The sequence below is a fragment of the Erwinia sp. Leaf53 genome (assembly GCF_001422605.1).
Classification (GTDB): Bacteria; Pseudomonadota; Gammaproteobacteria; order Enterobacterales; family Enterobacteriaceae; genus Erwinia.
This window is the reverse complement of the sequence record NZ_LMLK01000021.1, coordinates 346,778-372,577: the sequence shown is the minus strand read 5'-3', so window position 1 is coordinate 372,577 and position 25,800 is coordinate 346,778. Positions and strand designations below refer to the sequence as shown.

Below are 25,800 nucleotides of genomic sequence, written 5' to 3'. Positions count from 1 at the left end.
GCACTCTTTACGAAAGGCTGGCAAGATAATCGCTGTTTTAAAGAAAGGCAACCAGTGAAATGAAGTCGTTATGTGAGGGACTAAACAAAAGTGTCATATTGGCCGGGGGTCAGGAAGCCTGACGGGCAGGCTTCCGATCGGTCAGCATTTCCAGCAGCATCAGGCGCAGGGTAAACGGCGAGCGGCAGAGCAGTTTCAGCAGCAGCGGTCGTTTCATGGCAATGTCCCTCCGGTTAATCGGGGTAAGGTCGAATTATCAACAGGTATAGCACAGGCTATACCCTATAGCCAGAGCTAATACGCTAAATTTTGTGCTTCTTTGAGCTTCGATTACAATGTCACTCCAACAGACCGACGCGGTGTTGAAAATGACGTCGGTTAATAAGAAGAGGAAGCTGAATGAGTCGTCGCGCAAAAGTTGCAGTGCCCGCGCCACTGAAAGAGATTGAAGAGCATGTCGAAGGCTTCCGCCAGGTACGTGAGGCCCACCGTCGCGAATTAATCGATGACTATGTTGAGCTGATTTCCGACCTGATCCGCGAGTTTGGCGAGGCGCGTCAGGTTGATATGGCCGCCCGCCTTGGCGTGTCACAACCCACCGTGGCGAAGATGCTGAAACGCCTTGCGGGCGGGGGCCTGGTCGAGCAGGTGCCGTACCGTGGCGTGTTCCTGACCCCGGAAGGGGAGAAGCTGGCGGAAGAGAGCCGCGAGCGCCATCACATCGTCGAGACCTTCCTGCTGGCGCTGGGCATCAGCCCCGATACCGCGCGGCGCGATGCGGAAGGCATCGAACATCACGTCAGCGACGAGACGCTGGCGATTTTCAGGCAGTTCAGCGACAGCCGTCAGTAATATCTATCACCTTTGCGAGCCAGTATGACAACCCTGCTCAGGCCTTTTTTGCACGATCGTTTTCTGCATCTGTTAGTGGTTCTGGGCCTGCTGCTGGCCTGCTTTGTTCCGTTCACCTTCGCCGAGCTGCCGCGCGCCGTCGACTGGCCGACCATGGTAACCCTGTGCGGCCTGCTGATGCTGACCAAAGGCATCGAGGCCAGCGGCTATTTTGACGTGCTCGGCCGCCGCCTGGTACAGGGCTTTCACCGGCAGCGCTCGCTGGCGCTGTTTCTGGTGGCCGCCGCCGCGCTGCTCTCCACCTTTCTGACCAACGACGTGGCGCTGTTTATTCTTGTGCCGCTGACGCTGTCGCTGCGCAAGTACTCGGCGCTGCCGATCGCCCGGCTGATCATCTTTCAGGCGCTGGCGGTTAACGCCGGTTCGCTGCTGACGCCGATCGGCAACCCGCAAAACATTCTGTTATGGCGGCATGCCGGCAGCGGCTTTTTCACCTTTATCGGCCAGATGGCGCCGCTGGCGGCGATGCTAACCGCCAGCCTGCTGCTGCTGACCGCCTGCTGCTTCTCCGGTAAACGCATTGAGCGCCACGAGCACGTTGAGGAGAGCGGCTGGCAGCGACCGCTGCTGTGGACCAGCGCCGTGCTGTACGGCGTGTTTCTGGCGGCGCTGGAGCTGGATCTGGCGCTGTGGGCGCTGGGGCTGGTCGTGGTGGTGTTCCTGATGATGGCGCGGCGCATTCTGCTGACCATCGACTGGAGCCTGCTGGTGGTGTTTATCGCCATGTTTGTCGACGTGTTCCTGCTGACAAAGCTGCCGCTGCTGCAGACTGGCCTGCAGGCGGCGGGTTCGCTGTCGGAACTGCATGGCTTCCTGCTGGCCGCCGGGCTCTCCCAGCTGATCAGCAACGTGCCGACCACCATCCTGCTGTTAAGCAGCCTGCCGCCGACGGTGTTGCTGGCCTGGGCGGTAAACATTGGCGGCTTCGGTCTGTTACCCGGCTCGCTGGCCAACCTGATCGCGCTGCGGATGGCGAAAGATCGCCGGATCTGGTGGCATTTCCACCTCTACTCCGTGCCGATGCTGGCGTGGGCGCTGGTCAGCGGATGGCTGCTCTACCTGGCTATTTATGCTATTTAGCCACGCTTAGCACAAGTTTTGTCAGGAAAGCCTGGTATATGTCAATTTTGGCTCTATGTTTATATACCAGACTGACCACTTGCGGCCTCAGTTTGGGGCCGCCTTATCCTGACGGGAATTATGGCTAATCAAACTTCTTCTGCGGACGACGCACATCGTCCGCAACACGCACCAGAGACTTCATCACAACCCGAACCGCAGCAAGACGATGACGCGCCGCGTAAAACCCCCGGCAAAAAGCCGCTGATTATTCTGGCTCTGGTGGTGGTGATAGCGCTGATCGTCGGCCTGTGGTTCTGGCTGACCACCCGCAATATCGAAACCACCGATGACGCCTTTACCGAAGCGGACGCGGTGACCATCGCCCCAAAAGCCTCCGGCTACGTTACCGAACTGCGGGTGAAGGATAACCAGCGGGTGAAGAAGGGCGATCTGCTGCTGGTGATCGACCCGCGTGACAGCACCGCGCAGCGCGATCAGGCGCAGGCACAGCTGGGGCTGGCCGAGGCGCAGCTGCATCAGGCTCAGGCGCAGCTGGCGCTGGCCCGCGTACAGTACCCGGCGCAGAAGGATCAGGCGCTGGCCCAGCAGGCGCGCGCCGAAGCGAACCTGAAAAATGCCCAGGCGGACGATAAACGCCAGCGCGGCGTCGACCCGCGCGCCACCTCGCAGCGTAATATCGACAGCGCCAGCGCCCAGCTGCTGAGCGCCAGAGCGGAGCTGGCCAACGCCCGCGCGCAGGTTGAAGTGGCCTCGCAGATTGCCCTGCAGATCCGCCAGCAGGAGACCAACGTTGAAGCGCGGCAGAGCCAGGTGCAGCAGGCACAGGCGCAGCTGAACACCGCTAACCTCAACCTCTCCTATACCGAAGTGCGCGCGCCGTACGATGGCTTTGTTACCAAGCGTAACGTGCAGGTCGGCACGCTGGTGCAGGCCGGCACCTCGCTGTTTTCGCTGGTGTCTGCCGATACGTGGATTGTCGCCAACTTTAAAGAGTCGCAGCTGGCGCGCATGAAGCCGGGCGACAAGGTTGAGATCAGCGTCGATGCCTGGCCGGATCGCCAGCTGCAGGGGCATGTTGACAGCGTACAGATGGGCAGCGGATCGCGTTTCTCCACCTTCCCGTCGGAAAACGCCACCGGCAACTTTGTGAAGATCGTCCAGCGCGTGCCGGTGAAAATCATCATCGACAGCGGGCTGGATGCGAATCAGCCGCTGCCGATCGGCCTGTCGGTTGAGCCGAAGGTGACGGTGGAATGAGCCCGCAGAGCTGGAAACCGGCCAGCAACCCCTGGCTGGTCGCCCTGACGGTGACGCTGGCGGTGTTTATGGAGATCCTCGACACCACCATCGTTAACGTTGCCCTGCCGCATATTGCCGGCTCGGTGTCGGCCAGCTATGACGAATCTACCTGGGTGCTGACCTCCTATCTGGTGGCCAACGGCATCGTGCTGCCGATCTCCGCCTTTTTCAGCCGCCTGCTGGGGCGCAAGCAGTTCTTCCTGATCTGCATCGTGATGTTTACCGTCTGCTCATTCCTGTGCGGCATCGCCACCGAGCTGTGGCAGATCATCCTGTTCCGCATTATGCAGGGCTTTTTCGGCGGCGGCCTGCAGCCGGTGCAGCAGTCGGTGCTGCTTGACTACTTTAAGCCGGAGGATCGCGGCAAGGCGTTTGGCCTGTCGTCGATCGCCATCATCGTCGCCCCGGTGCTCGGGCCGACGCTGGGCGGCTGGATCACCGATAACTACAGCTGGCGCTGGGTGTTCTTTATTAATATCCCGGTAGGCATCATCAGCGTACTGGCAATTTACCAGCTGCTGGAAGATCCGCCGTGGGAACGCAAGTGGGCCAAAGGCAAACTGCGCGTCGACTATATCGGCATCAGCCTGATCACCCTCGGCCTCGGCTGCCTGCAGGTGATGATGGACCGCGGTGAGGACGCCGACTGGTTCCACTCCAGCTTTATCGTCACCTTTGCGCTGCTGGCCGTTGTCGGGCTGGTGGGGGCCACCTACTGGCTGCTGTATGCCAAAAGGCCGGTGGTCAACCTGGAGGTGCTGAAGGATAAAAACTTCGCCGTTGCCACGCTGCTGATGTCCGGCATGGCGGCGATCCTTTACGGCAGCTCGGTGGTGATCCCGCAGCTGGCGCAGCAGGACCTTGGCTACACCGCCACGCTTTCCGGGCTGGTGCTGTCGCCGGGGGCGGTGCTGATCGTGCTGTCGATTCCGCTGGTGCTGAAGCTGATGCCGCTGGTGCAGACCCGGCTGCTGATCATGTTTGGCTTTCTGCTGCTGGGCGGGTCGTTTATTTACTCGACGCGGCTGACGCCGGATATTGATTTCGGCTCGCTGGTCATGCTGCGCAGCCTGCAGACCATCGGGCTGGGCTTCCTGTTTGTGCCGCTGACCACCGTGGCGTTTATCACCATCCCGCAGCGGCTGAACGCCGACGCCTCGGCGATCCTCACCATGTTCCGTAACGTGGCCGGTTCGATCGGCATTTCGCTGTCGACGGCGATGATCACCGAGCGCACCCAGGCGCACAGCGCGCACCTGGTGCACAATATGACGCCGCTTAACGAGCCCTTTAATCTGGCGGTGGAGCGCTGGGCGCAGGGGGTGCGCGATGCGGTGCATGCGGCGGGCGATCCGCTGGTGATTGCCACCGGGCAACTCTATAAGCAGATGATCGTGCAGGCGCGTTTCCTCGCCTATATCGACGTCTTTATGTACCTGAGCGTGGTTGCGCTGGTCATGATTCCATTTTGTTTATTGCTTTCGCCGATTCGTAGCGAAGGCAGTGCGGGAGCACACTGATATGCTGGCATTATCTCAATTTTCCCGCGCGCGCGGCGCGCTGTTGATTTCTGCGGCGTTGCTGCTGAGCGCCTGTGCCGTCGGGCCGGATTTTAAAGCCCCGAAGCCGGCCACGCCAGGCAGTTTTAACAGCCTGCAGTCGGACAGCGCCTCAACGCCGCTGGCCGCGAAGATTAACGCCCGCTGGTGGCAGTCGTTTAAGGATGCGCAGCTCAACGGCCTGGTCGAGCGGGCGATGCGCGATAATCTGTCGCTGCAGCAGACGGTGCTGCGCATCGCCGGCGCGCGGCAGCAGCTGAACCAGGCGCGCGGTGCCTGGGCACCTTCCGTTAACGGCAACGCGCGGTTTACCCGCCAGCAGCTGGGGATTAAAGGCGAGCTGGAGTCGGAGGGCGTGTACGATCGGGTGCAGCAGGCCGGTGGCGATACCGATCTGACCCCGGTGCTCGACAGCCTGTCGCAGCCGGTCGGGCTGTATCAGGGCAGCCTGGATGCGTCGTGGGAGCTGGATCTGTGGGGCAAGGTGCGTCGCCAGGTGGAGGTGGCCGGGGCGCAGCAGCAGCAGCAGGTTGAGAGCCGCAACGACGCGCTGGTGTCGCTGCAGGCCGAGGTGGTGCGCGCCTATCTGCAGCTGCGCGGCGCGCAGTCGATTAGCCAGACGTTGCAGACGCAGATTGACGTGGCGCAGCAGACGCTGGAGCTGACGCAGAGCCAGCAGCAGAACGGCCTGGCGCCGCAGACCAGCGTGGAGAGCGCCCGCGCGCAGCTGAACGGGTTGCGTGCCCAGCTGCCGCCGTATCAGGCGCAGATCCATCAGGCGATGAACGGTCTGGCGGTGCTGACCGGCCGGGTGCCGGGGGCGCTGGACGGCGAGCTGACGGCGGTGAAGCCGCTGCCATTGCTGCCGAAGGTGGTGCCTGTGGGGGTGCCGTCGGAGCTGGCGCGTCGTCGTCCTGACGTGCGTGAGGCGGAGGCGCAGCTGCACGCCGCCACCGCCAATATCGGCGTGTCGATTGCCCAGCTGTTCCCGAGTTTTTCGCTGACCGGGCAGTTTGGTATGCGCAACAGCGACGCCGGTTATCTGGATAACTGGAGCAGCCATTTTTACAGTTACGGGCCGTCGGTGAGTATTCCGATTTTCCAGGGCGGGCGGCTGGTGTCGAGCGTGAAGCTGGCGCGGGCGCAGCAGGCCAGCGCGGCGCTGGGTTACCGGCAGGCGGTGTTGACCGCGCTGCAGGACGTGGAGAATGCGCTGGTGAGCTATCGTAGCGATCAGCAGCAGGTGGACGGTCTGGATGAGACGGTGGCGGCGCAGCAGACGGCCTTTACGTTGGCCAGCGATAGTTACCGGCAGGGGATTTCCAGTTTTGTTGAGGCGCTGGATGCGCAGCGGCAGCTGGCGCAGGCGCAGCAGCAGGCGGAGCGGGCGCGGGTGCAGAGCAGTCTGGATTTGGTGGCGTTGTATAAGGCGCTGGGGGGCGGCTGGGAAGTGTATCAGCAGGTTAAGCTGCCGGAGTATACGGTGTTTGGGGAGGCGGAGACGCCTTAACCTTTCTGGGAGGTTGCTGCTAAGGTCAACGTCTACGTCAACGGCCTGTCGTCTGGCAGATCGAGACTGTCGGCATTCCAAAAGCAACGTCAACGTCAACGGCCTGTGGTCTGCGGGATCGAGACTGTCGGGCCTGTCAGCGGGCGACCCTCCGCGGGTTACCCCGCTCCGGGCTCATCCCGCTGCCCTCCCTGTTAATTGGCACTTGTTTGGCCTGGCTGGGGCAACGTCCACTGCTTCGGTACGGTCAACGTCAAATGCTACGGCAGGGCAGGGCTTGGTGTCTGGTTGATGGAGACTCACAGCCGTCATGCGGGCGACCCTGCGCGAGTTACCCCGCTGCGTGCTCATCCCGCTGCCCTCCCTGTAATTTAGCTTCTTTTTGGCCTGCCTGGAGCTGCGGCCGCAGTTTTGGGCCTTGCTACAGGGTTGAACCGCAAATTTTTGACAAGGTCAGTAAAATGCATTTATTTTATAGACGACCGGTCGAATTGTTGTTATCTTAAGCTTATGAAAACTGCAACGTATCAACATAACCAGCAAGTCCGCGAACATATACTGGCCGTTGGCCAGCGGATTATGGCGGGTAAAGGCTTTTCAGCCGTTGGCCTGAAAGAGATCCTTGACGAGTCAGAGGTGCCTAAAGGCTCCTTTTACTATTATTTTGCGTCGAAAGAAGATTTCGGTGTGGCAATGCTGTGCCACTATTTCGCCGCCTATCTGCTGGAACTTGATGAAATGCTGGCGGATAGCAGCATGAACCATGCTCAACGGTTGATGAACTACTGGTTGCAGTGGCGTAAAACGCAGTCCTGTGAAGATTGCCAGGGCAAATGCCTGGCGGTAAAACTGGGCGCTGAAGTATCCGATCTGTCAGACAAAATGCGTGCCGCCCTGATGAACGGTACGGCAGGGATCATTTCCCGGCTGGCGGATGCGCTGGAAGCTGGCGCTGCGGAAGGCTCTTTGCAGTTTGAAGGTGAGGCAGAAAAGGTGGCCGAAGCGCTTTATCAGCTGTGGGTCGGGGCCAGCATTATGGTGAAGATTGTCCGTACGGCCTCGCCGTTTGATGCAGCGCTGAGCCTGACCCGACAGACTTTACGTATCTCCCTCTAGGAGGGGGTTTTTTTTTATCCATTTTATAGACGACCGGTCAGCTTTAAGTGGTGTATTAATCATCACCCGGTCTGCTAATCATCACCACCGCGATAAACAGGAGTGAGACAATGAAAGTTCTGATGGTACTGACCTCGCATGACAAACTGGGCGACACCGGCCTTAAAACCGGCTTCTGGCTGGAAGAGCTGGCGGCACCGTACTACGCCTTTAAAGATGCGGGCGCGGAAATTACGCTGGCTTCACCACAGGGCGGCAAGCCACCACTCGATCCTAAAAGCAATGAACCTGACTTCCAGACCGATTTTACCCACCGTTTTGAAGCCGATGCGGATGCCAATGCCCAGCTGGCAACCACCGTTAAACTGGACAGCCTGTCTCAGGCTGATTTCGATGCCGTATTCTATCCAGGGGGGCACGGCCCATTGTGGGATCTGGCAGAAGATAAACACTCTGTCGCGCTGATCGAAGCGTTCTTTGCCGCTGGCAAGCATGTCGCCTTTGTCTGTCACGCGCCTGGCGTGTTGCGTCATGTGAAAACACCGGACGGCAAGCCGTTGGTGGCAGGGCGTCAGGTTACGGGCTTCACCAACACCGAAGAGGAGGCCGTAGGCCTGACTCAGGTGGTGCCATTCCTGGTCGAAGATGAGCTGAAAGCGAAGGGCGGTCTGTATTCAAAAGCCGCTGACTGGTCATCCTATGTTGTCACTGACGGCCTGCTGATCACCGGGCAAAACCCGGGTTCATCAGAAGCCACCGCCGCACAGCTGATTAAAGCGCTGGCGAAGTAAATGAAACAGCCGGCTGAGCGTTATTTTTCGCTCAGCCAGTCTGCAGCAGTAATGAAGGATTGGTATGCAACCTGAAGCACGGTTACAGCTGGCGCGCTGGGCCCTTTGCCACTGAACGCGCTGAACGCCGAAATCTGTACGGTGGCGCGGAACAGGGCTTCACTGATTATCCGCTTTATCACTCTTCATTTAAGTCATTCACTCATATTCAAGGACACTCAAGATGAAAGCAGTAACCTATGCACGGCCTGGCGGCCCGGAAGTTTTGCAACTAGTGGATATCGCTGAGCCGGCCATCAAACCGCATGAACTGCTGGTAGCGGTAGAAGCCATCAGTGTTGAGGGTGGCGATATCATTTCGCGCAACAGCCAGTCTTTGCAGCCTGATGAATGCCTCGGCTATGCGGCTGCGGGCACCGTTCTGGCAACCGGTAGCGAGGTACAGGACTTTGTCGTGGGGCAGAAAGTGGCCACGTTTAACTGGCGTGGCGCTTACGCCGAGCGGCGTGCGGTTGCGGCGTATAATTGTTTTCCCATCCCGGAAGGCCTGGATCCGCGCGTAGCGGCAGCGATCCCGGTTGGCCCCGGCACTGCCGCATGGGCATACCATCTGGGGAAACTGCAGCCCGGCCAGACTGTCTTGATCCTGGGCGCAGCGGGTGGCGTGGGTGTAGCAGCAGTCCAGCTGGCAGCACGGATGGGCGCACGCGTTATCGGTACCGGAACGCGTGCTGAATCACTTGAGGCGCTGCGCCAGTTTGGCCTGAATGATGCGATCGTTGTCGGCGAGAAGCTGGCGGGTGAGCAGGTTCGTGAACTGCTTGGCGGTAACCACGTCGACCTGCTGATCGATACCATCGGTGGCGATGCGTTATCTGATGGCGTTAAAGTCCTGCGCGATGGCGGTACGGCGGTTATCATCGGTATTCTGGCCGGTCGTAATCATATGATCGATACCGAATATCTGCTGCTGCACCGCATCACGCTGATTGGCTGCCTGTTAGGCGTCGAGTGGGGCGAAAAACAGATTGCGCGCGACCTGGTGAATGAGCTGCTGCATATGGCAGCTAAAGGTGAGTTGATTGTGCCGATTGACAGTACGTTCCCGCTGGAACAGGCTGTGGAAGCACATCAGCGTGCAGAAACACGCGGACGTATGGGTAGGGTCTTCATCACGTTAGCGCCGTAAAAGAATCAGGTCTAATCCGTTACCGGATCTGCAAAGCATCTTTGGCAACTAAGGGTTCCAGTAACAGGCCCTCTGTTGCGAGAATGGGTGTCTGTATGTTTAATTATCCTTAATAATTAATAGGTTGCTGACCATTATAGCCTGCAAATCATATCCATACAGCGCAGATCCGTTTCGGTAAGACCTGATGGATAGAGGCTTTCTCTGACGAGAGTAAAACCGTGTTTTTCATAAAAAGACTGTGCATTCGGCGTTGAGGATAAAGTTAACTCCTCAAACCCCTGTCTCCTCGCTTCGTCTTTGATAGCCTCGATAATCAGGCTACCAAAGCCCTTCCCCAGGTGCTCTGGCAGAGTGAAAACAGCCTCAACGCTTCCCGCAGAAATGTCCAGGAAACCCGTGGCTACCGGTCTGTTACCCGGACAATCAACGACAAAAAAAGGATTTGCCGCGATAACTCTCCTGAAACTCTCGGGCATTGCTGCTGGCGTCCACGCTTCAATAACCGCAGCGTCGTAGCTGCATTTGCATCCATAGCGAATAGCCTGGTTCCTGATGTTCCAGCATTCTTCTGCCTCAGCAGATGTTGCGAGTCTGGCCTTCATAGCTTCCCCTTATCTTTTCTGTACCAGCAAGTTACCCGAATTTACCATAGCATTTGTTGCCCGCCATTGAGCCAGTCGGGTGCTTTATGGCGATGCAATGCCGCACTCTGTTGCTAAGGAGGGATTGCTCAGTTTCTGCTGCATGAAATCAATCAGCGCTCTTGTTTTGGCGGGCAGGTAACGCCGGTTTGAATAAACGGCGAACAACTGCAATGGGGCTGCCGATTGTTCAAACCCGACCTCGATTAACCGTCCATCGCTAATCCAGGGTTGGCAGCCTTGTTTCGATAGTATGGCGAAGCCGACACCTGCCAGCGCAGCGCGTCCTGCCATCTCTCCGCTGTTAACCCGGTAATGCCCTTTAACCTTAATGGTCTCGAACCCTCCCTTTGCATTGACGAACTGCCAGGCAGCCCCTTTCAGTGCGCTTACCGTGGTTATACAGGGTAATTCTTCAAATTGGCGGATATGAGACGGGGTGCCATAACGCTGAATGACGGAGGGGGCTGCAACAATAGTGCAGGGGATAGTCAGCAGATGACGGGCTATATAGTCACTGTCATCCATCTGACCACGGGTAATAATGACCGCTAAATCCAGATCGTCTCGCAGGGAGTCGAAACCAGACAAATTGGTGATGCAGCTGATCTCCAGGTCCGGGTGCTGACAGGCAAACTCAGCAATAACAGAACCCAGTAACGCAGGACCTGATTCATTGGGAATACAGAGTCGTAATGGGCCCTTAAGTTGCATCTGCCGCAGCGTCAATTCTGCCTCAGTTTGCTCGAGTGCCTCCAGCAAGGGCTTCGATCGGGTATAGAGCAGGTGCCCCGACTGGGTGAGTTTCATATGCCGGGTGCTGCGCTCAATAAGCTGAAGATTCAGTTTTTCTTCCAGCTGAGCAATACAACGGCTGACATTTGATGTGGGCATTTCAAGGACTTTCGCAGCACCGACAAAACTATCCCTTTCAACCACAGCAATGAACACTTTCAGCGTATTAAAATCAAGAGCCGGACGCATTAATTATCCCATTTATGGTAATGGTGTGTGCCATTTTTACCCTATTATAACCATCATTGCCAGCGGTTAAACTCAGGTATCTTTCATCCACAGGTCGCTTGCTATGGCACTGGTCACACAAACGTTTAATCATAAAGCCCTTGCGCGGATAGCCATGGTAATGGCTTTTATTCAGTTCACCAATGCGCTGGAGTACATGGCGTTCACGCCCGTATTTGCTTTTATGGCAGACGGGTTTTCGGTTCCCGTAACATTTTCTGGCTATGTCTCTGGTATGTACACGCTGGGTGCTGTCCTTTCCGGAATTGCTGCTTTTTACTGGATCCACCGGTTTAATAAAAAACGGTTCCTGATCAAGAATATGCTGCTGCTGGGAGTGCTGACATTTTTGTCCACACTCACGGCTGATTTTGACACGCTGCTGGTGCTGCGATTTTGCGCAGGATTGGTGGGTGGCACAACAATGGGTGTGGGTATAAGCATTCTGATCAATGCGGCCCCGGAAAACTTACGTGGAAAAATGCTGGCAACGGTGATTGCATCATTTTCTATGGTCAGTATCGTCGGTATGCCGGCTGTCTTATTTCTTTGCACGCACTATGGCTGGCACACTGCGCTGTGGTTGATCGGCTTACTTTGTCTGGTGTCTGTACCCTTGATAATATTTATCCTTCCAGGAGATGCCGTACCATCAGACCTGAAGGCCAGCCTGTCTGTTAATACCCGAACCTTGCTTTTCGCCTCCTGCACTGCACTGGTACAGTTTAGTCCGATGCTGATTATTCCCATCCTGACGCCACTAATGATGCAGTTTCTGGGGGCACAACAGCACCTGTTGCCATTATTGTTCTTAAGTGGCGGGGTTGCTGGTTATCTGGCGACAAAAATAACAGGGATCCTGACGTCACGTTTGTCTGCTCTGATGCTGGCAACCCTTTCAACGCTGCTCTTTGTAGCCAGTTTGCTGATTCCTGCGCTGGGCTATCATCATGCATTTCTGTTTATAACCCTGTTTCTTGCGGCCTCATACAGCCGGCTTGTTTCCGCTTCGTCTGTCGCTGTGCGGTATCCTGAGGATGAACAACGCGCCAGTTTTTCTTCACTACAGTCAGCAATGATGTACCTGATAACCACTTTCGCATTCTTTCTGTGTTCCTTATTACTACCTGAGCAGGGCATAACAACGCAAAATCTAAACAGAGTGCTGGTTGTCAGTGCGTTGGCCGCATCCGGATTTCCCATATTAGTCATCATACTTCAAAAGAAACTGGCTAAACGCGCTGTGCCGCCTGACCACCCGATCGTTGATTAACGTAATGCCCGCTGTTGGCACAGGGTTGCGCTAGCAATCCTGAGAATATCAAACCGCAAACCTCAGTCGATGCAGATGGCCGAGGCGCGTCAGGTACTGATGATCTTTGTCGGCATCTGGCTGCCAGGGCGCATTGGCCGACAACTTCTTCCCGGGGCGACGGCCTTCTGCTCACTGCGCTGTATTCATACCGTCCTTTTTGGCATAATGCGCGCTGACTCACATCCCCATACGCTAACGAAAGGCTATCTCTGTGCTAGTTTCCAGCAACGTCACCATGCAGTTTGGCAGTAAGCCGCTGTTCGAAAACATCTCTGTTAAATTTGGCGGCGGCAACCGCTATGGTCTGATCGGTGCTAACGGCAGCGGCAAGTCCACCTTTATGAAAATCCTCGGCGGCGATCTGGTGCCGACCGCCGGCAACGTCTCCCTCGATCCGAACGAGCGTCTGGGTAAACTGCGTCAGGATCAGTTCGCCTTTGAGCAGTACTCTGTGCTGGATACGGTGATCATGGGCCACGGCGAGCTGTGGGCGGTGAAGGAAGAGCGCGATGCCATTTACGCGCTGCCGGAAATGAGTGAAGAAGACGGCTATAAAGTGGCCGATCTGGAAGTTAAGTACGGCGAAATGGACGGTTATACCGCCGAGGCGCGCGCCGGTGAACTGCTGCTGGGCGTGGGTATTCCGCTGGAGCAGCACTACGGCCCGATGAGCGAAGTGGCACCCGGCTGGAAACTGCGCGTGCTGCTGGCACAGGCGCTGTTCTCTAACCCGGAAATTCTGCTGCTCGACGAACCGACGAACAACCTGGACATCGATACCATTCGCTGGCTGGAGCAGGTGCTGAACGAACGTAACAGCACCATGATCATCATCTCGCACGACCGCCACTTCCTGAATATGGTCTGCACGCATATGGCCGATCTCGACTACGGCGAGCTGCGCGTTTATCCGGGCAACTATGACGAGTATATGACTGCGGCGACCCAGGCCCGCGAGCGTCTGCTGTCGGATAACGCCAAGAAGAAGGCACAGATTAACGAACTGCAGTCGTTCGTCAGCCGCTTCAGCGCCAACGCCTCGAAATCCCGTCAGGCCACCTCACGCGCCAAGCAGATCGATAAGATCAAGCTCGACGAAGTGAAGGCGTCCAGCCGCCAGAACCCGTTCATCCGCTTCGAGCAGGACAAAAAGCTGTTCCGTACCGCGCTGACGCTGGAAGAGGTGACCAAAGGTTTCGACAACGGTCCGCTGTTTAAAAAACTGAGCATGCTGCTGGAAGTGGGCGAAAAGCTGGCGATCCTCGGCCCGAACGGTATCGGTAAAACCACGCTGCTGAAAACGCTGATCGGCGAGCATCAGCCCGATCACGGCACGGTTAAATGGTCCGAGAACGCGCAGATTGGCTATTACGGCCAGGATCACGCCCATGACTTCGCCGACGACCTCAACGTCTTCGACTGGATGAGCCAGTGGATGCAGGAGGGCGACGATGAGCAGGCGGTGCGCAGCATTCTGGGTCGCCTGCTGTTCAGCCAGGACGATATCAGGAAGCCGGCTAAGGTGCTGTCCGGTGGTGAGAAGGGCCGTATGCTGTTCGGCAAGCTGATGATGCAGAAGCCGAACGTGCTGATTATGGATGAGCCGACTAACCACCTCGATATGGAGTCGATCGAAGCGCTGAACATGGCGCTGGAGATGTACGAAGGCACGCTGATCTTCGTCTCCCATGACCGCGAATTCGTCAGCTCGCTGGCCACCCGCGTGATTGAGATGACCCCGGGCAAGCTGAACGACTTCACCGGTAACTACGAAGACTACCTGCGCAGCCAGGGTATCGTTTAATCCTCCGGCGATGGGCCTGCGTTGTCAGGCTCATCGCCGTAAATTACCAGTCGGTTTTTCCCCGCCCGTTTTGCGGCATACAGCGCGTTATCCGCCTCTGCGACCAGTCGTGGCCCGCTGAGCGCATCATTACCCCCTGTCATCACCTGTAGCCCGACGCTGATGGTCACCACCTGCTGGACCGCAGTGGCATCCCCGTGCGGAATTTGCAGTGCGGCAATCGCCGCAATCGCCCGGCGGGCAAAGGCCGCTGCGGCCGGCAGCGAACAGCCGGGCATAATCACCGCAAACTCTTCGCCGCCGTAGCGGGCGATCAGATCGTCGCTGCGGTGCGGCAGGGCGCTTAGCGCGCTGGCGATCTGCGTCAGACAGGCGTCGCCGGCCGGGTGGCCGTAGCGGTCGTTAAAGGCTTTAAACGCGTCGACGTCAATCATCATCAGCGCCAGCGGGGTATGCAGCTTCTGCGATCGCTCGATGCTGCGTTGCAACCACAGGTCGAAGTGACGGCGGTTGGCCAGCCCGGTCAGGCTGTCGATCAGCGCCAGCGACTGCAACGTATGGTTGCTGGCGGTCAGCTTATCGCGTACCCGGGTCAGCTCCTGCTGGTTGGCGAGGTCAAGGCTGATATGGCGCAATAGCAGCAGGCCGAGCCACATCAGCAGCAGCAGCAGAATGGTACAGAGCGCAATATAGACGCTGATGGTCGGAAACCACGCCTGCATCAGTGGCTGCTTTGCGTAACCGGCGGCGACCACCAGCGGGTAGCGCGGCAGGCTGGCGTAGCCAAACACGCGTTCCACCCCGTCGAGCGCCGACTTATAGATCGCGGTGCCGCTGGGGGCGTCCTTTAGCAGCCGGGTAAACAGCGGACTGCTGGCAATATTCTGGTTAACGGCGCTGTCCAGGAACGGCCGCAGGTAAAGGATGGTGCCGTCGTTCTGCATCAGCGCCAGCACGTCCTGACGGCCGAGGTTGTAGTAGTCATACACGGTGCGGAAGAAATCCAGGCTGACCGAGGCCATCACCACGCCGCGGAAGCTGCCGTCGTCATTGTTCAGCCGCATCGATACCGGGATCACCAGCCGCCCGGAGGAGCGGCTGCGGATCACTGTGCCGATATGCACGCCCGGATCGTCATGGGTGGCGTGATAGCGAAAGTAGTTGCGGTCGCCGTTATTGGCGCGCTGGGGGATGTTGCCGTCGGAGGTCACCACCCAGTTACCGGCGGCGTCATAAATAAAGATGCCGCTCAGCTGCGGCAGCGCGGCTTTGCGCTCGGTGAGAATCGACTGCAGATAGCCGTTGCGTTCGTGGCGCAGGCCGATCAGCTTGATGCGATCGCGCAGATCCTGCAGCGTCAGATCAACCTGGAGAAAGGCATCTTCCGCCTGGCGCGACAGCGACTGGGCGAGGTTGTGGGCGTTGTCCTTCGCGGTATCGAGAGCGCTGTTCCAGGAGTTCCAGATAATCCAGCCGTTCACCGCGGTTACGGCACCGGAGATCACCAGCAGAAAAACGATCATCATCTGACGTAATGACAGTTTTCCGCCGTAGGCTGGGGTGCTGCGAAGGTGATCGGTCATCCAGCTGCGCCTCCTCGGCCGGGGTGATGGTTTAACTATAGCCTGGCTGTGCCGAACCCTTTGTTTTTCCTGCCAGGTATCCTGTAAATCGTCGCGGCCATCACGCTATCGTGGGGCCGAACACACGTCGCAGCCGGGGTCTTTCGCCACCTTCAGCGTGCGGAACTGCAGGGTCATGGCGTCGTACAGCAGCAGCTGGCCGGCGACCGTGCTGCCGTAATCGCTGAGCACGCGGATCGCTTCCATCGCCTGCAGCGAGCCGATCACCCCGACCAGCGGGGCCATTACCCCGGCTTCGACGCAGCTCAGGGTGGCATCACCAAACAGGCGGCTCAGGCAGCGGTAGCAGGGCTCGTCGTCACCCCAGCGAAACACGCTGATTTGCCCCTCCATACGGATCGCCGCGCCGGAGACCAGCGGCGTTTTGCTGGCAAAGCAGACGCGGTTAAGTCGTTCGCGGGTGGCGACGTTGTCGCAGCAGTCGACCACCAGATGATGATCGTTAACCAGCGCGGCCAGTTCCGTTTCGCTCAGCCGCGCGTCCAGCGCGCGATAACCGACCTGCGAATTGATCGCCTGCAGCCGCTGGCGGGCGGACTCGACCTTTGCCATCCCCAGCTGCGCCTCGCCGTGCAGCACCTGGCGCTGCAGGTTGGAGAGCGACACCCGGTCAAAATCCAGCAGGGTCAGATGACCGACCCCGGCGGCGGCCAGGTACTGGCTGGCGGCTGAACCCAGCCCGCCCAGCCCGACCACCAGCACCCTGGCGGCCTTCAGCCGTTCCTGGCCGTCAAAGTCAAACCCGCGCAGTACGATCTGGCGGTTGTAGCGCAGCATCTCTTCGTCATTCAGTTCCGCGTGCATTCAGCTCTCCAGCAGGGCGTTGAACGGTTCCACCTCAACCCACTCGCCCGCCTCCACGTTGCCGCGTTCGCGCTCCAGCACGATAAAACAGTTGGCATGCTGGTAAGAGCTGAACACGTGCGAGCCCTGATGGCCGCTGCTGGCCACCTGCAGCGAGCCGTCCTCCGCCCGCGACAGGACGCCGCGCTGGAAGTCGAGGCGGCCGGGGGATTTTTTCAGCGGGCCGGAGGCGCGCACCCGCTGGCGCGGCGGCAGCGCCGCCCCCTGCTGCCCGGCCAGTTTCGCCAGCAGCGGCTGCACCAGCTGGTAGAAGGTCAGCACGGCGGAGACCGGATTGCCCGGCAGGCCGCAGAACCAGCTGTTGGCCAGACGCCCGAAGGCGAAGGGTTTGCCGGGTTTGATCGCCAGCTTCCAGAAGGCGACCTCTCCCAGCTCCTCGAGCATCTGCCGGGTATAGTCGGCGACGCCCACCGAGACGCCGCCGCTGCTGATCACCACGTCGGCGACGGTATCGGCCTCGATAAAGGCAGCGCGCAGCGCGGCGGGGTCGTCGCGAATAATCCCGAGGTCGATGACCTCGCAGCCGAGCTTGTTCAGCATCAGATGTACCGCAAAGCGGTTGGTATCGTAGATCTGTCCGGGTGCCAGCGGCTGGCCCGGCGACTGCAATTCGTCGCCGGTGGAGAGGATCGCCACCCGCAGCGGCCTGACCACCGCGACGTCGGCAACGCCCAGCGAGGCCAGCAGCGGCAGCTCGGCCGGGCCGAGGCGTTGTCCGGCCTGCAGTACCACGTTGCCCTGACGGATATCTTCCCCCGCGCGGCGAATGTTCTGCCCGGCGCTCACCGCCGCGGTGAGGATCATCCTCTCTTCCTGCTGCTGCGTCTGCTCCTGCATCACTACCACCTCACAGCCCGGTGGGATTGGTGCGCCGGTCATAATGCGCAGGCAGCTGCCCGTCGGCCACTCGCCCTGCCAGGGGGCACCGGCCAGCACGGTGCCGGCCACCGGCAGCGGCGCGCCCGTCAGGTCGGCCATGCGCAGCGCGTAACCGTCCATCGCCGAGTTATCAAACGGCGGTACGTCGATTGGAGAGGTGACAGGACGGGCTGCGATGCGTCCGGCGGCGGCGGGCAGCGGCAGGGTTTCAGCGTCCTGCAGCGGCGTGATGCGTGCCAGCAGGGTATCGAGGGCCTGTTCGAACGAGATCAGGCCGGCGGTAAAGGGTTCCATAATATCTCCACGGGCGTGCGCGGCGGGCACGGCATGCATAAGTTGCCGTTATTATGGCGCTAATCCGGCTGCCGGTCACCTGTTGTCCCTGTCCGCAGCACGGCGGGGCGGGCGGGAAAAGTGAGACATATATCTATGTTAGAACCATAAGTTATTATCAGGGAACCACGTTTCTTCTTTACATCCCCTGGCGCCCTACCTATATTCAAAAATGGATTTTTTCAAGTCAAAAAAAGCTAACTCAGTGTTTTGCCAGCTGATTTGCTGAACGGGACAGGGACTTATGGTCAAAGCTACGATTGCCATTCACGGCGGAGCGGGCGCGATTGCCCGCGCCAGCCTCGATGCTGAAACAGAGCTACGCTACCGCCGTGCGTTGCGCGACATTATCGCCAGCGGCCAGCTGCTGCTGGCCGACGGTGCCAGCGCGCTGGAGGTGGTGACCGAGGCGGTGCGTCAGCTGGAAGAGTGCCCGTTGTTCAACGCCGGGCGCGGCTCGGTGTTTACCGCCGCGGCGACTCACGAGCTGGACGCCTGCGTAATGGAGGGCCACACGCTGCAGGCCGGCGCGGTGGCGTCGGTCTCGCGGGTGCGTAATCCGGTGCTGGCGGCGCGCGCGGTGCTGCAGCACAGCCCGCACGTGCTGTTCTGCGGCGCGGGCGCGGAATCGTTTGCGGAGCAGCATGGGCTGGAGATGGTCGATCCTGCTTTTTTCGCTACTCCCGAGCGACGCGCGCAGCTGACGCGGGCGCAGGCCAGCGGCCAGGCCCTGCTCGATCACGATGCCGCAGCAGGTGACCCGCTCGACCCGGATCGTAAATTTGGCACCGTCGGGGCGGTGGCGCTGGATGCCGCAGGCCACCTGGCGGCGGCGACCTCGACCGGCGGCATGACCAACAAACAGCCCGGCCGGATCGGCGACTCGCCGCTGCCGGGGGCCGGCTGCTACGCCAGCGACGGCGTGGCCGTTTCCTGCACCGGCACCGGCGAAGTATTTATCCGCACGCTGGCCGCTTACGATCTCGATGCGCAGATGCGTTACGGCGGATTGTCGCTGCGCCAGGCCGCAGCCCGTCTGATAGATGAAAAAATTGTGCAACTCGGCGGCAGCGGCGGACTGATCGCCATCGATCGCGAGGGGAACGTGGTGCTGCCGTTTAACAGCGAAGGTATGTATCGCGGTTACGGCGTGGTCGGTGACGCCCCTCGCGTGGCGATCTACGCTGAGGACGCGCAATGAGCGACGTTCAGCCCCCGCGCATCCCGGTGCTGGAGGTCAACAACCTCAGCGTCAGCTTTCAGCACCAGCAGCAGCGCATCCAGGCGGTTAACGACCTGTCGCTGAGCGTAGGCCAGGGCGAAACGCTGGCCATCGTCGGCGAGTCCGGCTCCGGCAAGTCGGTCACCTCGCTGGCGCTGATGCGGCTGATCGAACAGGGCGGCGGACGCATCGACAGCGGTGAAATCTGGCTGTCGCGCCCCGGCCAGCCGCGCGTCGATCTGGCCCGCCTGCCGCAGCAGCGGATGCGCAGCCTGCGCGGTGCCGATATCGCAATGATCTTCCAGGAGCCGATGACCTCGCTGAACCCGGTGTTCCCGGTCGGTGAACAGATCGCCGAATCGATCCGCCTGCACCAGGGCAAAAGCCATCAGCAGGCGCTGCACGAGGCGCAGCGGATGCTCGATCTGGTGCGTATTCCCGACGCAAACAACGTGCTGACCCGCTATCCGCACCAGCTCTCCGGCGGCATGCGTCAGCGGGTGATGATCGCCATGGCGCTCTCCTGCCGCCCGGCGCTGCTGATCGCTGACGAACCGACCACCGCGCTGGACGTCACCATTCAGGCGCAGATCCTGCAGCTGATCCGCGTGCTGCAGAAAGAGATGCAGATGGCGGTGATTTTTATCACCCACGATATGGGGGTGGTGGCGGAGATGGCCGATCGCGTGCAGGTGATGCTGCGCGGCGACGTGGTTGAAACCGGCAGCGTGGAGGCGATCTTCTCCCGCCCGCAGCAGCCCTATACCCGGGCGCTGCTGGCGGCGGTGCCGACGCTGGGTGAAATGGCCGGACGACCGCTGCCGGCGAAGTTCCCGCTGGTCGAAAACGGCCAGCGCGGCGACGAGACGCCGCAGGATACGGTGGTGCCTGGCGTGCCGCCGGTGCTGCAGGTGGCTAACCTGACCACCCGCTTTGACCTGCGCAGCGGGCTGCTTAATCGCGTGACCCGCCGCGTACACGCGGTGGAGAAGGTCAGCTTCGATCTCTGGCCCGGTGAGACGCTGGCGCTGGTCGGCGAGTCCGGCAGCGGCAAGTCGACCACCGGCCGCGCGCTGCTGCGGCTGGTCGAGAGCCAGCACGGCACCATCACCTTTAACGGCCAGCGCGTTGACCAGCTTAAAGGTGCGGCGCTGTCGCACCTGCGGCGCGATATCCAGTTTATCTTCCAGGATCCTTACGCCTCGCTCGACCCGCGGCAGACGGTCGGTTTTTCGATTATGGAGCCGCTGCTGATCCACGGCATCGCCCGCGGCCGTGAGGCGCAGCAGCGGGTGGCGGCCCTGCTGGAGCGGGTCGGGCTGCTGCCGGAGCACGCGCAGCGCTACCCGCACGAGTTTTCCGGCGGTCAGCGGCAGCGGATCTGTATCGCCCGCGCGCTGGCGCTGAAGCCGAAGGTGGTGATCGCCGATGAGTCGGTCTCGGCGCTGGACGTCTCGATCCGCGCGCAGATCATCAACCTGCTGCTCGACCTGCAGCGCGAAGACGGCATCGCTTACCTGTTTATCTCGCATGATATGGCGGTGGTGGAACGCATCAGCCACCGGGTGGCGGTGATGTACCTCGGCCAGATCGTCGAGATGGGGCCGCGCCAGGCGGTGTTCGAGAATCCGCAGCACCCCTACACCCGTAAACTGATGGCCGCCGTGCCGGTCGCCTGTCCCGGCCAGCGGCGGCGCGAGCGGGCGCTGCTGGTGGATGAGATCCCCAGCCCGCTGCGCGCGCCGGGGGATGAGCCGCTGGTGGCACCGCTGGTTGAGGTCAGCGCCGGCCACTTTGTTGCCCGGCACACCATCAGCCGCGCATAAAATTTGAGCATAACGATACTAAAGGACTGAGATATGATGAATCACTCGCGTAAATGGCTGTTAACCGCCGGTCTGCTCGGCAGCATGGCTGCCGTACCGGCCTGGGCGGCGAAAGATATTACCGTGGCGGTCGGCTCGAATTTCACCACGCTGGACCCGTACGATGCCAACGACACCCTGTCGCAGGCGGTGGCTAAATCCTTCTATCAGGGGCTGTTTGGCTTCGACAAAGAGATGAAGCTGCAGAACGTGCTGGCCGAGAGCTATCAGGTCAGCGACGACGGGCTGAACTACACCATTAAGCTGCGTCAGGGGGTGAAATTCCAGGACGGCACCGATTTCAACGCGGCGGCGGTCAAGGCCAACCTCGATCGCGCAAGCGCGCCGGACAACCACCTGAAGCGCGGCAACCTGTTCCGCCCGGTGGCCGGCACCAGCGTGGTCGATGAGCATACGGTAAAAATTACCCTGAAGGCACCGTTCTCGGCGTTTATCAACACCCTTGCCAGCCCGGTGGCGGCGATGATTTCGCCGGATGCGCTGAAAAAGTACGGCAAGGATATCGGCTTCCACCCGGTGGGCACCGGCCCCTATGAGTTCGTCACCTGGAATCAGACCGATTTTGTGAAGGTGAAGAAATTCGCCGGCTACTGGAAGCCGGGCTATCCGAAGCTGGACAGCATTACCTGGCGTCCGGTGGTGGACAACAACACCCGCTCGGCGATGCTGCAGACCGGTGAGGCCAACTTTGCTTTCCCGATCCCGTTTGAGCAGGCGAAGCTGCTGGAAAAAAACAGCAAGGTTGATCTGGTGACCTCACCGTCAATCATGCAGCGCTATATCAGCTTTAACGTCACCCAGAAGCCGTTTGACAACCCGAAGGTGCGTGAGGCGATTAACTACGCGATTAACCGTGAGGCGCTGGTGAAGGTGGCCTTTGCCGGTTACGCCACGCCGGCCACCGGCATTGTGCCGCCGTCGATTCAGTATGCGCAAAGCTATCCGGCCCTTGAGTACAACCCAGCGAAAGCGCGCGAGCTGCTGAAGGAAGCGGGCTACCCGAACGGCTTTACCACCGCGCTGTGGTCGTCACACAACCACAGCACCGCGCAGAAGGTGCTGCAGTTTACCCAGCAGCAGCTGGCGCAGGTGGGCATTAAGGTCGAACTGACGGCGATGGACGCAGGTCAGCGCGCCGCACAGGTGGAAGAGAAGGGGCAGAAAGAGAGCGGAGTCCGTATGTTCTACACCGGCTGGTCTGCCTCGACCGGTGAAGCCAACTGGGCGCTGACGCCGCTGTTTGCCACCCAGTCCTGGCCGCCAGCCATCTTTAACACCGCCTTCTACAGCAATCCGCAGGTGGATAAAGACCTGACCGACGCGCTGAACACCACCGACGGCGCGAAAAAAGCCGCGCTGTATAAGGATGCGCAGGACCGCATCTGGAACGATCGCCCGTGGGCACCGCTGGTGGTGGAGAAACTGGTCTCGGCGAACAGCAAAAACCTCAGCGGTTTTTACGTGATGCCGGACACCTCGTTCAGCTTTGATGATGCCGATCTGAAATAACAGAGCTTAACGCGCCCCCGCAGGGGGGCGCAGGGAAAAGCATGCTTAACTATTTTCTAAAACGCTTACTGGGCCTGATCCCCACGCTGCTGATCGTGGCGGTGGTGGTGTTTCTGTTTGTCCACCTGCTGCCCGGCGATCCGGCGCGGCTGATCGCCGGGCGGGAAGCTGATGCGACGGTGGTGGCAATGGTGCGTCAGCAGCTGGGGCTGGATCTGCCGCTGCCGCAGCAGTTCTGGCGCTATATTACCCACGCGCTGCAGGGCGATTTTGGCCAGTCGATGGTCTCTAAGCGGCCGGTTTCCGAAGAGATCGCGTTGCGCTTTCTGCCGACGCTGTGGCTGACGCTGTGCAGCATGGGCTGGTCGGTGGTATTTGGAATGGCTATCGGCATCAGCTCGGCGGTGTGGCGCAACCGCTGGCCCGACCGGCTGGGGATGGCGCTGGCCGTGTCCGGTATCTCCTTTCCGGCGTTTGCGCTGGGGATCCTGCTGATGCAGGTGTTCTCCGTTGAACTGGGCTGGTTACCGACCGTCGGTGCCGACAGCTGGCTGCACTATATCCTGCCTTCGATGACCCTCGGTGCCGCGGTGGCGGCGGTAATGGCGCGCTTTACCCGCGCCTCGTTTGTCGACGTGCTGCAGGAGGACTATATCCGTACCGCCCGCGCCAAAGGGGTGCGCGAGTCGCTGGTGGTTCTCAAACACGGCCTGCGCAACGCGATGATCCCGGTGGTGACCATGATGGGCCTGCAGTTTGGTTTCCTGCTCGGCGGCTCGATCGTGGTCGAGGTGGTGTTTAACTGGCCGGGGCTCGGACGGCTGCTGGTCGACTCGGTGGAAATGCGTGATTACCCGGTGATACAGGCGGAAGTGCTGCTGTTTTCACTGGAGTTTATTCTGATTAACCTGGCGGTTGATATGCTGTACGCGGCGATCAACCCGACGATTCGTTATAAATAAGGGCAGATGATGATCAACTGGCGGCGCGACGCTGCGCTCTCCACGATGCCGGTTCTGGAACGGGATCGGATTCGTACGCCCTGGCGTGAATTCTGGCGGCGCTTTCGCCGTCAGCCGGTAGCGCTGGCCGCGGCCGGCTTTGTGCTGCTGCTGCTGCTGGTGGCGCTGTTCGCCCCGCAGCTGGCCCCCTTTGATGCCGAAAACTACTTTGACTACGATCGGCTGAACGAGGGGCCCTCGGCGCTGCACTGGTTTGGCGTGGACGCGCTGGGGCGCGATATTTTCAGCCGGGTGCTGGTTGGTACCCGGCTGTCGCTGATCGCCGGCTTCTTCTCAGTGGCCGTCGGTGCCGCCATCGGCACGCTGCTGGGGCTGCTGGCGGGCTACTATGAGGGCTGGTGGGACCGCATCGTGATGCGCATCTGTGACGTGCTGTTTGCCTTTCCCGGCATTTTGCTGGCGATTGCCGTGGTGGCCATCATGGGCAACGGTATGGGCAACGTGGTGGTGGCGGTGGCGATCTTCAGCATCCCGGCCTTTGCCCGCCTGGTGCGCGGTAACACCCTGGTGCTGAAGCATCAGACCTTTATCGAGTCGGCGCGCAGCATCGGTGCCGGTGACGGCACCATCATTTTTCGCCATATCCTGCCCGGCACGCTCTCGTCGATCGTGGTCTACTTCACCATGCGCATCGGCACCTCGATCATTTCGGCGGCCAGCCTCTCTTTTCTCGGGCTGGGCGCGCAGCCGCCGACCCCGGAGTGGGGAGCGATGCTTAACGCGGCGCAGGCCGATATGGTGATGGCCCCCCACGTGGCGGTGTTCCCCAGCCTGGCCATCTTCCTCACCGTACTGGCGTTTAACCTGCTCGGCGATGGCCTGCGCGACGCGCTGGATCCGAAGCTGAAAAGCTGATCGCTGCAGGCTGAATAGTCGATCGCCAGGTCGGGCTGAATCCCTGGCTGAAGATCCGCTTGCCGCGGCCGTCGGCCGCCTCTGCCTCCCTCCTTAACGCCTCAGTTAAGATTAAACTGAGGCTTTTTCATGGGGACCCGGCTCATTATTAAGCTTTTGTAAAAAACGCCGCGTTCTGCCGCTCGTTCGCTAAATTTAGCAAGCCCCCCTTTTTTCTGGAGAATTTTTATGCGGCTTGCTGCCATTCTGTTCAGTGCCTCTGCCGTGCTGCTTAGCGTCAGCGGCGCGCGGGCCGATAACGTCAAGGTTGAAGAGCTGCTGGACGGGCTCGATCACCCGTGGTCGCTGGCATTTCTGCCTGACAATCAGGGGATGCTGATCACCGAACGTTCCGGTCAGCTGCGCTGGTGGCAGCCGGGCCACGCCCTCTCTGCGCCGATTAGCGGGGTGCCGCAGGTGTGGGCGCAGCGCCAGGGCGGGCTGCTCGACGTGGTACCGGCGCCTGACTTTGCCAGCAGCCGCCGCGTCTGGCTCAGCTACACGCTGAAGGGCGAGCAGGGCGCAGGGGCGGCGGTGGGCTACGGTACGCTGAGTGAAGATCATCGCCAGCTGCGCGACTTCCGCGAGGTGCTGCGCCAGCCGGGCCTCTCCTCCGGCGCGAATCTCGGTTCAAGGCTGGCCTTTGACCGTAACGGCGACCTGTTTATCACCTTCGGCGATAACTTCCACGCGGAGAAAGCGCAGGATCTCAACGCGCTGCAGGGGAAAATTGTGCGTCTGAAGGCCGATGGTTCGGTGCCTGAGGACAATCCGCTGGTCGGGCGTAAGGACGCCCGACCAGAGATCTGGAGCTGGGGAATGCGCAACCCGCAGGGTATTGCGCTTAATCCGTGGACGCATGAAATCTGGGAGAGCGAACACGGGCCGCGCGGCGGCGATGAGCTGAATATCCCGCGTAAGGGCCATAACTACGGCTGGCCGCTGGCGACCTGGGGCATTGACTACGGCGGCGACAAGGTACCGGGCTCGCAGGGGGGAGAGGTGAAGGGCACCGAGCAGCCGATCAAGTACTGGCCGGTCTCCCCGGCGCTCAGCGGCATGGCGTTCTATAACAGCGCGCGCTTCCCGCAGTGGAAAAACTCGCTGTTTATCGGCGCGCTGAAGGAGAAAAACCTGATCCGCCTGACGCTGAACGGCGACCGGGTGGTGGATGAGCAGCGGCTGCTGGGCGACCGCGGCGAGCGCATCCGCGACGTGCGCAGCGGCCCCGACGGCTGGTTGTACGTGCTGACCGATGAGGCTAACGGCAGGCTGCTGAAGGTGGGACTGGCGCCCTGATTGC

General features: G+C 60.2%; 21 protein-coding genes. 16 read left to right on the top strand and 5 right to left on the bottom strand.

Going from position 1 to position 25,800, the window contains the following annotated elements:
• Window positions 1-399: 399 nt before the first annotated feature.
• The 8 genes from mntR to ASF13_RS13405 all read left to right on the top strand — a co-directional run bounded on the left by mntR (window position 400) and on the right by ASF13_RS13405 (window position 9,459).
• The gene (mntR, locus tag ASF13_RS13440) at window positions 400-852 is read left to right on the top strand and encodes a manganese-binding transcriptional regulator MntR (protein ID WP_056236994.1); all 453 of its coding nucleotides are present in this window, start codon (window positions 400-402) and stop codon (window positions 850-852) included.
• Window positions 853-876: 24 nt separating this feature from the next.
• Window positions 877-1,992, top strand: coding sequence for an SLC13 family permease (locus ASF13_RS13435; protein ID WP_056236991.1), 1,116 nt, complete (start codon window positions 877-879; stop codon window positions 1,990-1,992).
• Between the two features lie 120 nt (window positions 1,993-2,112).
• Window positions 2,113-3,252 carry an HlyD family secretion protein gene (locus ASF13_RS13430; RefSeq protein ID WP_056236990.1) on the top strand — a complete coding sequence of 380 codons (1,140 nt, stop codon included), beginning with the start codon at window positions 2,113-2,115 and terminating at the stop codon, window positions 3,250-3,252.
• The gene (locus tag ASF13_RS13425) at window positions 3,249-4,814 is read left to right on the top strand and encodes a DHA2 family efflux MFS transporter permease subunit (protein ID WP_056236988.1); all 1,566 of its coding nucleotides are present in this window, start codon (window positions 3,249-3,251) and stop codon (window positions 4,812-4,814) included. The genes ASF13_RS13430 and ASF13_RS13425 overlap by 4 nt, the downstream gene beginning before the upstream one ends.
• 1 nt (window position 4,815) lies before the next feature.
• Window positions 4,816-6,363 carry an efflux transporter outer membrane subunit gene (locus ASF13_RS13420; protein WP_056236986.1) on the top strand — a complete coding sequence of 516 codons (1,548 nt, stop codon included), beginning with the start codon at window positions 4,816-4,818 and terminating at the stop codon, window positions 6,361-6,363.
• 510 nt (window positions 6,364-6,873) lie between these two features.
• Window positions 6,874-7,479 carry a TetR/AcrR family transcriptional regulator gene (locus tag ASF13_RS13415; RefSeq protein ID WP_056236985.1) on the top strand — a complete coding sequence of 202 codons (606 nt, stop codon included), beginning with the start codon at window positions 6,874-6,876 and terminating at the stop codon, window positions 7,477-7,479.
• Between the two features lie 110 nt (window positions 7,480-7,589).
• Window positions 7,590-8,270, top strand: coding sequence for a type 1 glutamine amidotransferase domain-containing protein (locus ASF13_RS13410; protein WP_056236983.1), 681 nt, complete (start codon window positions 7,590-7,592; stop codon window positions 8,268-8,270).
• A gap of 223 nt (window positions 8,271-8,493) precedes the next feature.
• Window positions 8,494-9,459: a zinc-binding alcohol dehydrogenase family protein gene (locus ASF13_RS13405; protein ID WP_056236982.1), complete on the top strand. Its 966-nt coding sequence runs from the start codon at window positions 8,494-8,496 to the stop codon at window positions 9,457-9,459.
• A 134-nt stretch (window positions 9,460-9,593) separates the two neighbouring features.
• Here ASF13_RS13405 and ASF13_RS13400 read toward each other — a convergent pair whose 3' ends face one another.
• Complete coding sequence (locus tag ASF13_RS13400) at window positions 9,594-10,064, bottom strand: GNAT family N-acetyltransferase (RefSeq protein WP_056236980.1); 471 nt, start codon at window positions 10,062-10,064, stop codon at window positions 9,594-9,596.
• Window positions 10,065-10,148: 84 nt separating this feature from the next.
• Window positions 10,149-11,087, bottom strand: coding sequence for a LysR family transcriptional regulator (locus ASF13_RS13395; protein ID WP_056236979.1), 939 nt, complete (start codon window positions 11,085-11,087; stop codon window positions 10,149-10,151).
• Between the two features lie 103 nt (window positions 11,088-11,190).
• On the opposite strand from ASF13_RS13395, the gene ASF13_RS13390 reads away from it, so the two are divergent.
• Window positions 11,191-12,399 carry an MFS transporter gene (locus ASF13_RS13390; protein ID WP_056236977.1) on the top strand — a complete coding sequence of 403 codons (1,209 nt, stop codon included), beginning with the start codon at window positions 11,191-11,193 and terminating at the stop codon, window positions 12,397-12,399.
• 253 nt (window positions 12,400-12,652) lie between these two features.
• A complete protein-coding gene (locus ASF13_RS13385; RefSeq protein ID WP_056236975.1) occupies window positions 12,653-14,245 on the top strand; it encodes an ABC-F family ATPase in 1,593 nt (530 codons plus the stop codon).
• On the opposite strand, the gene ASF13_RS13380 is transcribed toward ASF13_RS13385, so the two are convergent.
• The 3 genes from ASF13_RS13380 to moeA all read right to left on the bottom strand — a co-directional run bounded on the left by ASF13_RS13380 (window position 14,242) and on the right by moeA (window position 17,925).
• Window positions 14,242-15,828: a sensor domain-containing diguanylate cyclase gene (locus tag ASF13_RS13380; protein WP_056236974.1), complete on the bottom strand. Its 1,587-nt coding sequence runs from the start codon at window positions 15,826-15,828 to the stop codon at window positions 14,242-14,244. The genes ASF13_RS13385 and ASF13_RS13380 overlap by 4 nt on opposite strands.
• Before the next feature lie 105 nt (window positions 15,829-15,933).
• Window positions 15,934-16,692 carry a molybdopterin-synthase adenylyltransferase MoeB gene (moeB, locus tag ASF13_RS13375; protein ID WP_056236972.1) on the bottom strand — a complete coding sequence of 253 codons (759 nt, stop codon included), beginning with the start codon at window positions 16,690-16,692 and terminating at the stop codon, window positions 15,934-15,936.
• On the bottom strand, window positions 16,693-17,925 hold the full coding sequence (gene moeA / locus ASF13_RS13370) for a molybdopterin molybdotransferase MoeA (RefSeq protein WP_056237188.1): 1,233 nt from the start codon (window positions 17,923-17,925) through the stop codon (window positions 16,693-16,695).
• Between the two features lie 283 nt (window positions 17,926-18,208).
• Here moeA and ASF13_RS13365 point away from each other — a divergent pair, with 283 nt between their 5' ends.
• The 6 genes from ASF13_RS13365 (at window position 18,209) to ASF13_RS13340 (ending at window position 25,796) form a co-directional block, all read left to right on the top strand.
• Entirely contained in the window at window positions 18,209-19,165 is a 957-nt protein-coding gene (locus tag ASF13_RS13365; RefSeq protein ID WP_056236970.1) for an isoaspartyl peptidase/L-asparaginase, read from the top strand.
• Entirely contained in the window at window positions 19,162-21,012 is a 1,851-nt protein-coding gene (locus ASF13_RS13360) for a dipeptide ABC transporter ATP-binding protein (protein WP_056236968.1), read from the top strand. Before ASF13_RS13365 ends, ASF13_RS13360 begins: the two co-directional genes overlap by 4 nt.
• A gap of 33 nt (window positions 21,013-21,045) precedes the next feature.
• Window positions 21,046-22,581 (top strand): glutathione ABC transporter substrate-binding protein GsiB, encoded by a 1,536-nt coding sequence (gene gsiB, locus ASF13_RS13355; protein ID WP_200929786.1) that lies wholly within the window; start codon window positions 21,046-21,048, stop codon window positions 22,579-22,581.
• Window positions 22,582-22,622: 41 nt separating this feature from the next.
• Window positions 22,623-23,543, top strand: a complete 921-nt coding sequence (gene gsiC / locus ASF13_RS13350; protein ID WP_056236967.1) for a glutathione ABC transporter permease GsiC — start codon at window positions 22,623-22,625, stop codon at window positions 23,541-23,543.
• A gap of 9 nt (window positions 23,544-23,552) precedes the next feature.
• Window positions 23,553-24,458 (top strand): glutathione ABC transporter permease GsiD, encoded by a 906-nt coding sequence (gene gsiD / locus ASF13_RS13345; RefSeq protein ID WP_056237184.1) that lies wholly within the window; start codon window positions 23,553-23,555, stop codon window positions 24,456-24,458.
• Window positions 24,459-24,686: 228 nt separating this feature from the next.
• Window positions 24,687-25,796: a PQQ-dependent sugar dehydrogenase gene (locus tag ASF13_RS13340; RefSeq protein WP_056236965.1), complete on the top strand. Its 1,110-nt coding sequence runs from the start codon at window positions 24,687-24,689 to the stop codon at window positions 25,794-25,796.
• Window positions 25,797-25,800 lie beyond the last annotated feature (4 nt).

Excerpts from the sequence above, each read along its gene's own strand:
- mntR (WP_056236994.1), top strand. The coding sequence starts at position 400 with ATGAGTCGTCGCGCAAAAGTTGCAGTGCCCGCGCCACTGAAAGAGATT.
- ASF13_RS13435 (WP_056236991.1), top strand. The coding sequence starts at position 877 with ATGACAACCCTGCTCAGGCCTTTTTTGCACGATCGTTTTCTGCATCTG.
- ASF13_RS13430 (WP_056236990.1), top strand. The coding sequence starts at position 2,113 with ATGGCTAATCAAACTTCTTCTGCGGACGACGCACATCGTCCGCAACAC.
- ASF13_RS13425 (WP_056236988.1), top strand. The coding sequence starts at position 3,249 with ATGAGCCCGCAGAGCTGGAAACCGGCCAGCAACCCCTGGCTGGTCGCC.
- ASF13_RS13420 (WP_056236986.1), top strand. The coding sequence starts at position 4,816 with ATGCTGGCATTATCTCAATTTTCCCGCGCGCGCGGCGCGCTGTTGATT.
- ASF13_RS13415 (WP_056236985.1), top strand. The coding sequence starts at position 6,874 with ATGAAAACTGCAACGTATCAACATAACCAGCAAGTCCGCGAACATATA.
- ASF13_RS13410 (WP_056236983.1), top strand. The coding sequence starts at position 7,590 with ATGAAAGTTCTGATGGTACTGACCTCGCATGACAAACTGGGCGACACC.
- ASF13_RS13405 (WP_056236982.1), top strand. The coding sequence starts at position 8,494 with ATGAAAGCAGTAACCTATGCACGGCCTGGCGGCCCGGAAGTTTTGCAA.
- ASF13_RS13400 (WP_056236980.1), bottom strand. The coding sequence starts at position 10,064 with ATGAAGGCCAGACTCGCAACATCTGCTGAGGCAGAAGAATGCTGGAAC.
- ASF13_RS13395 (WP_056236979.1), bottom strand. The coding sequence starts at position 11,087 with ATGCGTCCGGCTCTTGATTTTAATACGCTGAAAGTGTTCATTGCTGTG.
- ASF13_RS13390 (WP_056236977.1), top strand. The coding sequence starts at position 11,191 with ATGGCACTGGTCACACAAACGTTTAATCATAAAGCCCTTGCGCGGATA.
- ASF13_RS13380 (WP_056236974.1), bottom strand. The coding sequence starts at position 15,828 with ATGACCGATCACCTTCGCAGCACCCCAGCCTACGGCGGAAAACTGTCA.
- moeB (WP_056236972.1), bottom strand. The coding sequence starts at position 16,692 with ATGCACGCGGAACTGAATGACGAAGAGATGCTGCGCTACAACCGCCAG.
- moeA (WP_056237188.1), bottom strand. The coding sequence starts at position 17,925 with ATGGAACCCTTTACCGCCGGCCTGATCTCGTTCGAACAGGCCCTCGAT.
- ASF13_RS13365 (WP_056236970.1), top strand. The coding sequence starts at position 18,209 with ATGGTCAAAGCTACGATTGCCATTCACGGCGGAGCGGGCGCGATTGCC.
- ASF13_RS13360 (WP_056236968.1), top strand. The coding sequence starts at position 19,162 with ATGAGCGACGTTCAGCCCCCGCGCATCCCGGTGCTGGAGGTCAACAAC.
- gsiB (WP_200929786.1), top strand. The coding sequence starts at position 21,046 with ATGATGAATCACTCGCGTAAATGGCTGTTAACCGCCGGTCTGCTCGGC.
- gsiC (WP_056236967.1), top strand. The coding sequence starts at position 22,623 with ATGCTTAACTATTTTCTAAAACGCTTACTGGGCCTGATCCCCACGCTG.
- gsiD (WP_056237184.1), top strand. The coding sequence starts at position 23,553 with ATGATCAACTGGCGGCGCGACGCTGCGCTCTCCACGATGCCGGTTCTG.
- ASF13_RS13340 (WP_056236965.1), top strand. The coding sequence starts at position 24,687 with ATGCGGCTTGCTGCCATTCTGTTCAGTGCCTCTGCCGTGCTGCTTAGC.